Source organism: Sphingobacterium sp. SGR-19 (genome assembly GCF_011043555.1).
GTDB lineage: Bacteria > Bacteroidota > Bacteroidia > Sphingobacteriales > Sphingobacteriaceae > Sphingobacterium.
Map to the genome: position 1 here is coordinate 1 of NZ_JAAKGS010000029.1, position 325 is coordinate 325.

Genomic DNA, 325 nt, shown 5'->3' on the forward strand with positions numbered 1-325 from the left:
AACGGACCTTGTTATGTCTCAAACGAGCTGAAAACTTATCTAAAAGAAGCTTTAAAGATGAAACAGGTCCACGGAAGACCGATGCATCCGCAGACACAGGGGAAAATTGAGCGGTATCATAGGACGATGAAAAACGTGGTAAAATTAAACCATTTTTACCATCCTGAAGAGCTTATCGAAGCCCTGGAAAAGTTTGTGGACAACTACAACAACCGCCGTTATCACGAATCGCTGAATAACCTGACACCAGCAGACATCTATTATGGACGATCTGAGCAGATCATCGAAAAAAGAAAACGCATAAAAGCCGATTCAATACAGCGAA

Annotated in this window: 1 protein-coding gene; it reads left to right on the forward strand. The window is 41.8% G+C overall.

The annotated features are described in order from the left end of the window. Window positions 1-57: 57 nt before the first annotated feature. On the forward strand, window positions 58-325 hold a 268-nt coding region (locus G5B43_RS19220; protein ID WP_165296418.1), incomplete at its 3' end, for an integrase core domain-containing protein.